The organism is Streptomyces sp. NPDC031365 (assembly GCF_055569765.1).
The window spans coordinates 163,052-169,155 of the sequence record NZ_JBVIIM010000018.1 but is presented as its reverse complement, the minus strand read 5'-3'; the positions used below and the strand labels follow the sequence as shown (position 1 = coordinate 169,155).

General features: G+C 74.5%; 5 protein-coding genes. 1 reads left to right on the top strand and 4 read right to left on the bottom strand.

Features of this window, described 5'->3' with window-relative positions:
* Nucleotides 1–241 precede the first annotated feature (241 nt).
* Together mycP and ACZ5C2_RS25140 are read right to left on the bottom strand one after the other, a co-directional pair.
* A complete protein-coding gene (gene mycP, locus ACZ5C2_RS25145; protein ID WP_468795055.1) occupies nucleotides 242–1,366 on the bottom strand; it encodes a type VII secretion-associated serine protease mycosin in 1,125 nt (374 codons plus the stop codon).
* Nucleotides 1,367–1,419: 53 nt separating this feature from the next.
* Nucleotides 1,420–2,565: a hypothetical protein gene (locus ACZ5C2_RS25140; protein WP_468795035.1), complete on the bottom strand. Its 1,146-nt coding sequence runs from the start codon at nucleotides 2,563–2,565 to the stop codon at nucleotides 1,420–1,422.
* A 579-nt stretch (nucleotides 2,566–3,144) separates the two neighbouring features.
* On the opposite strand from ACZ5C2_RS25140, the gene ACZ5C2_RS25135 reads away from it, so the two are divergent.
* Nucleotides 3,145–4,347, top strand: a complete 1,203-nt coding sequence (locus ACZ5C2_RS25135) for an amino acid deaminase/aldolase (protein WP_468795032.1) — start codon at nucleotides 3,145–3,147, stop codon at nucleotides 4,345–4,347.
* A gap of 4 nt (nucleotides 4,348–4,351) precedes the next feature.
* Here ACZ5C2_RS25135 and ACZ5C2_RS25130 read toward each other — a convergent pair whose 3' ends face one another.
* The gene (locus ACZ5C2_RS25130; RefSeq protein ID WP_468795053.1) at nucleotides 4,352–5,293 is read right to left on the bottom strand and encodes a DUF2510 domain-containing protein; all 942 of its coding nucleotides are present in this window, start codon (nucleotides 5,291–5,293) and stop codon (nucleotides 4,352–4,354) included.
* A gap of 28 nt (nucleotides 5,294–5,321) precedes the next feature.
* Nucleotides 5,322–6,104: a 3-oxoacyl-ACP reductase gene (locus ACZ5C2_RS25125; RefSeq protein WP_468795029.1), complete on the bottom strand. Its 783-nt coding sequence runs from the start codon at nucleotides 6,102–6,104 to the stop codon at nucleotides 5,322–5,324.

Below are 6,104 nucleotides of genomic sequence, written 5' to 3'. Positions count from 1 at the left end.
ACCCCCCAGGTCATCCGTTCGACAGGGGGACACAGTCATGCCGGACCCGGAGGCCAGCGGCCCTCTTGCAGGACCGCGAAAAACATAACGGGGGAGAAGCGGGGGCCCGCAGGTCGGCACCGTACAGGCGCCGCGGGCCGCACGGGCACGTCGGCCCGGTCGGCCCGGCGTGCCGCAGGTCGCTGAATGGACGATCACGCGATCGAGCCGGTTCGGCCTCGTCACCATCCCCGGCAAGCGGCTACAACCGCTCCCGGCCCGGGCGGCGTCCGCGCCACAGCACCACGGTGGCGACGAGCAGGACGGCGCCGGCGCTGCCGGCCAGGGGGGCCGCCCAGTCGGCGGTGCTGTCGTCCGACTTCTCGGTGTCCGGGCCGGGGCCGAAGTACTTCTCGCCGTGGGCCGCCGACCTCAGGCCGCCGGGCTTCAGACGGGCCGCGGCCTTGATCGCGGCGGCCGGATCGATGAAGCCGAAGCCGCGGGAGTCGTCGCGGCCGTCGGCGGGGGCGTTGCGGGCGGTGTCCTCGAGGAGCCGCTTGATCTGGGCCGGGGTCAGACCCGGATGGGCCGCCTCCACCAGAGCGACGGCCCCGGAGACGAACGCGGCGGCGGCGCTGGTGCCCCAGCCCTCGTAGTACTTGTGGTCGGGGTCGGCGATGATCACGTCGACTCCGGGGGCGCTGACCGTGGCATACCAGCGGCGGGTGGAGAACGGGGCACGGGTGCCGTAGCGGTCGACGGCGGTCACCGCGATGACGCCCGGGTAGGCGGCCGGGTAGGACACGCGGTCGCCCTTCTCGCCGCCGTTCCCGGCGGACGCGACGACGACCGCGCCCTTGCGCAGGGCGTACTGGATGGCCTCGTCCTCACCGGGTTCGGGGTGGGCGGAGGCGGAGTCGTCGCCGAGGGAGAGGTTGATGATGTCGGCGCCGTTGTCGGCGGCCCAGCGGATGCCCTCGGCGAGGGCGTTGCCACGGGTGCTGCGGGCCTTGGCGCGGGAGGGGTCGCCGTCCTCCAGGATCACGCGGACGGGGAGGATCTTCGCCTCGGGCGCGATGCCCATGACGCCGTCGGCGTTCCCGGGGCCGTGACCGTGACCGGCGATGATCCCGGCCATGGCGGTGCCGTGGCGGGCCCAGGCGCGGTCGCCCTCACCCGCGCCGAAGCCGACGAGGTCCTTGCCGGTGAGGACGTTGCCGTCGAGGTCGGGATGGTCGGCCTCGACGCCGGTGTCCAGCACGGCGACGGTGACACCCGCGCCCTTCGTGGTCTGCCACACCTCCTGCGTGTGCATGGCCTCCAGGGACCACTGCCGGACGCGGATGCCGTCGGCGTGCGCGGGCGTGGCGGGCAGGAGCACGAGCATGGCGGCGAGGAGCGCGCCGAGGACCGCGGCGGGACGCCGGCCGGTGACGGGCCTCACGACGGCTGCTCCGTGGCGCCCGCCTTCTTGCGCAGACCGCGCTCGACGCGGTCGGCGAGTCCCTGCGCCTCGTGGCCCAGGCCTGCCTGGGCGGGGGCGGTGGTGGCTCCGGGCTCCATGGCGTCCTCGGCGGGCTGCGGGTCGTCGGCGGTGCGGCCGTCGGCCCAACCGGTGACGGCGTAGACGACGACGGGGGCGTCCGTGAGGACGGAGATCACCCAGGAGGCTCGCTGCTCGGCGCCGAAACCGGCGGCGGCCGTGCCCTTCGCCGCGTACGGCAGGGGCATCAGGTCGGTACGGCGGTCCAGGCGCTCGGTGTCGAAGCGGCGGGCGAGGGAGGTCATGCCGGCGGCGTCGGCCTCGGTGAACAGCAGGCCGACGGTGGTGACATGGCTCTGGGTGGCATCGGTGTAGGTGGCGCGCAGCAGGCGCTCGCAGCCGACGGGGTCGAGTGCCTTGCGCAGCAGAGGGTCGAAGGCACCCTTGCAGCCGCTGTCGGGGGCCACGGCAATACGGGTCCAGGAACGGTCGGCGTCGCCGGGGCCCGCGCCCCTGCCCTGCAGGGTGGGCGGGAACAGCTGGTCGACGGGCACGGTGTGCCACATGTCCCCGGCGGCCGCGAAGCCGTGCCGGGCGCCGGTCTTTTCGGAGTCGCCCGCCAGCCAACTGCCCGTGACGGCACCGCCGATGAGCCCGGTGCCGAGGACGAGACAGGCCGCGGCGGTCACGATCCGTGACCGGCTTCGCCGCCCGAAGGGCCGCGGACGCGTGTGCTCGTCGTAGCCCTCCGGCTCCCCGAACGACACGACGGCCGCCCGTCCGGCCCCCGGGACGCCGCCGGGCGCCGTGGGGGTACTCCAGGACAGCGAGGGGTCGGGAGCACCGGTCGGGGCGTGCGCGGGGCCCGCCCCGGAGGGTCGGTGCTCCTCCCCGGGGTGCGGGCGCGCCGGGCGGGAGGGGGCGGTCGGCATCCGGGACGTGCCGCCCGGCCGGTACACCGGGCGGGCGGGGACGGGACGCAGGCGGGTGGTGGTCTCCGACGCGGTCTCCGCGGGAGCGCCCGCGCCTCGTGCGGCGGGCCGGTGGCTGGGCTGCGGCGGTACGGCGGGCGGGGCGTCGGGGAAACCGGGGCCCCCGCCCACGGTCGGTGCGGCATCCGCGTTCCCCGGACCCCGCCCCAGGACCGGCGGGACATCCGGGGAACGCGAACCCCGGCCCACGGTCGGCGGGGTGTCGGGGAAACGGGCGGAGGCGCGCGGCGGAGGGGGCGCCGCGGACTCCGAACCTCCCTGGACAGGCTCCCGGGCGTCGAAGGCGCCCGGGCCGCCCGCGGTCCGGCCCCGCTGGGCGGGGTCTGCCGGGGCGGGCTCCGGTGGGGCCGGTGGCTGGGCGGGGAGTGGAGGGACGGTGGGGCGCGGAGGGAGGGAGGCGCGGCGCGCTTCCGTGCTCATGCACCCCCCGTTTCCTCGTGCCCGGGCCGTTTCTGCCAGTGCGGGCCGGTGTCTTCGCTGCCAGGGGCCCGGCACGGACTCGTCCCGGGCAGAGATACCCGCACGGACGGCGCGTCATCCCGCCCGGACCCCGGGCCGGCCTCGCTCCACCGTGCGTGCGCGTCACTCTACGGCGTAGTCCGCGTGCAACGGGAACCAGTCCGCAGGCGCGTGGCATCTGCCCGGAACGTCCCCCTACCCTGCGGTAATTCTGTCTGGCAGGCTGCGGTCATGACTGCGCGCGCCGCCGACCGGGCCCGTTACGACCGGGCCACCGCCCAGCTCGAAGCCCCTCTGGCGATCGTGGATCTGGACGCCTTCGACGCCAACGCGGACGATCTGGTCCGCAGGGCCGGAGGCAAGCCGGTCCGGGTCGCCAGCAAGTCCGTGCGCTGCCGTGCGCTGCTGGAACGGGTGCTGGCCCGGGACGGCTTCGCGGGCATCATGTCGTTCACGCTGGCCGAGTCCCTGTGGCTGGCCCGCTCCGGTTTCGACGACGTTCTCCTCGCCTATCCGTCCGCCGACCGGACCGGTTACGCCGAACTCACCGCCGACGCCAAACTCGCCGCCGCCGTCACGGTCATGGTCGACGATCCGGCACAACTGGACCTGATCGACGCGTCCCGCGCCGGTGGTGACGAGGTGGTGAGGGTGTGCCTGGAGTTGGACACGGCGCTCCAGTTGTTCGGCGGACGGGTGCGGGTCGGCGCCCGCCGTTCGCCACTGCACTCCCCCGCCCAGGTCGCCGAGGTCGCGCGCGCGGTGGCCCGTCGGCCCGGGTTCAGGGTCGTCGGGATCATGGCGTACGAGGGTCATGTGGCCGGGGTCGGTGACGCGGTGGCCGGACGCCCGCTGCGGTCCCGGGCGGTGCGGCTGATGCAGGCCGCCGCGCGCCGTGAGCTCACCGAGCGGCGGGCCGCGGTGGTGCGGGCGGTGCGGGAGGTCGTACCGGATCTGGAGTTCGTCAACGGCGGCGGCACGGGCAGCGTGCAGCACACCGCCGCGGAGGACGCGGTCACCGAGATCGCGGCCGGTTCCGGACTGTATGTGCCGCGGCTGTTCGACAACTACACGTCGTTCAGTGGGCGTCCGGCGGCCCTCTTCGCCCTGCCCGTCGTACGGCGGCCCGGGGTCGGCGTGGTGACGGTCCTCGGCGGGGGCTATCCGGCCTCCGGTGCTCCCGGCGCGGACCGGCTGCCGGTGCCGTACCTGCCCGAGGGACTGCGGTACGACCCCCAGGAGGGGGCCGGCGAGGTACAGACCCCGCTGCTGGGTCCGCCCGCCGACGACCTGCTGATCGGCGACAAGGTGTGGTTCCGGCACGCCAAGGCGGGCGAGCTGTGCGAGCGGTTCGACGCGCTGCGTCTGGTGGAGGGCGACAGGGTGACGGCTACCGTGCCGACGTACCGTGGTGAGGGTCACACGTTCCTGTGAGGGCTCAGTCCGTCGGGCCGATGCTGCTGCCGACGCCACCGCCGGACGCCTCGTCGGTGACCGCGCGGATGCCCTTGGTGATGCGGTCCATGTCGGCCAGGGGCGGGCCGTCCTCGCCCGCTTCGAAGACGTACCGGACGAGCACCGGCGACCCGGTGCCCACGCTGGAGGGGAACACCGTCGACTGCACATAGCCGCCCGGGCCCTTGGCGGTGGTGACGCGCCAGCGTACGAAGTACCCGGCGCGGCCGGCCACCGCGACCGGGCCGGACTTCACGACCTTGTGGGACGTGAGGCCGCCGTACGGGCGTTGGCCGAGGGTGTCCTCGTCGAAGGCGTCGTCGGCGGCGTCGGGGATGTCGTCCTTGGCGAGTTCCTCGGGCGAGGCCGTGTCGCTCTCGGTCACGGTGCGGGAGATGACGAGGCCGTGGCGGCAGACGGAGCCCTCGCCGGGGCAGTCGTAGGTGCCGTCGGTGGTCATGACGACGTCGTCCTGGGCGATGTGCTCGGGCCTGACCCAGCCGTCGATGAGCGGGAAGGTGACGCCGTTGAGCTGGTCCTCGACGATGTCCGGGTCGTCGGTGGGGGGCTCCTGCGCGGTCGGCGACACGAACGGCGGCTCGGTCGCGGAGACCGTACCGGTGACTGCCGGGCCGGTTCTCGTCTCCGGGTCGCCGTCGTCCCCGCCGAGCACCACCACGCCGGTGACGACCGCGGCGACGAGCACGGCCCCCGCGGTGGTCAGGGCGACCGCCTTCGCGCGGCCCGTGCCGTCCGCACCGCCTGAGCCTCCGCCTCCCGTGCCGCCCGTGCCTCCCGCGGACGGGACCGGTGGCACGGCGGGAGCCTCGGGCGGACGCCGGTGCCCGGTCCAGGCCGTGCCGTCCCACCAGCGTTCCCGGTGCGGGGCGTGCGGGTCGCGGTACCAGCCGGGCGGGGGCGTCATGCTCATTCGGGCACTGTAACGACGAGCGCTACAGCGGGGTGACGTACGCCCCCGAGATTCCGCCGTCCACCAGGAAGTCGGTGGCGTTGACGAAGGAGGAGTCGTCGCTGGCCAGGAAGGCGACGGCGGCGGCGATCTCCTCCGCCTCGGCGAACCGGCCGAGCGGGATGTGCACCAGGCGGCGGGCCGCGCGCTCCGGATCCTTGGCGAACAGCTCCTGGAGCAGCGGGGTGTTGACCGGGCCGGGGCACAGGGCGTTGACGCGGATGCCCTCGCGGGCGAACTGCACACCGAGTTCCCGGGACAGGGCGAGAACGCCGCCCTTGGAGGCCGTGTACGAGATCTGCGAGGTCGCCGCGCCCATCCGGGCCACGAAGGACGCGGTGTTGATGATCGAGCCCTTGCCCTGGCGCCGCATGTGGGGGAGGGCGGCCTTGCAGCACAGGTAGACGGAGGTGAGGTTGACCTCCTGGACGCGCTTCCAGGCCTCGAGGCCGGTCTCCAGGATGGAGTCGTCGTCGGGCGGGGAGATCCCGGCGTTGTTGAAGGCGATGTCGACGCTGCCGTAGGTGTCGTACGCGGCCTGGAACAGGGCCTCGACCTGCTCGGGGTCGGTGACGTCGACGTGGACGTAGATGCCGCCGGTCTCCTCGGCGGCGGCCTTGCCGCGTGCCTCGTCCACGTCCGCGCAGACGACATGGGCGCCCTCGGAGGCGAGCCGGCGGGCCGTGGCGAGGCCGATGCCACTGCCCGCGCCGGTGACGACGGCGCTGCGGCCGGTCAGCCGGCGGCAGATGTTCTCTTCGCTCAT

Coding starts and splice junctions, on each gene's coding strand:
- mycP (WP_468795055.1), bottom strand. CDS start 1,366: ATGCTCGTGCTCCTGCCCGCCACGCCCGCGCACGCCGACGGCATCCGC.
- ACZ5C2_RS25135 (WP_468795032.1), top strand. CDS start 3,145: ATGACTGCGCGCGCCGCCGACCGGGCCCGTTACGACCGGGCCACCGCC.
- ACZ5C2_RS25130 (WP_468795053.1), bottom strand. CDS start 5,293: ATGACGCCCCCGCCCGGCTGGTACCGCGACCCGCACGCCCCGCACCGG.
- ACZ5C2_RS25125 (WP_468795029.1), bottom strand. CDS start 6,104: ATGAGCGAAGAGAACATCTGCCGCCGGCTGACCGGCCGCAGCGCCGTC.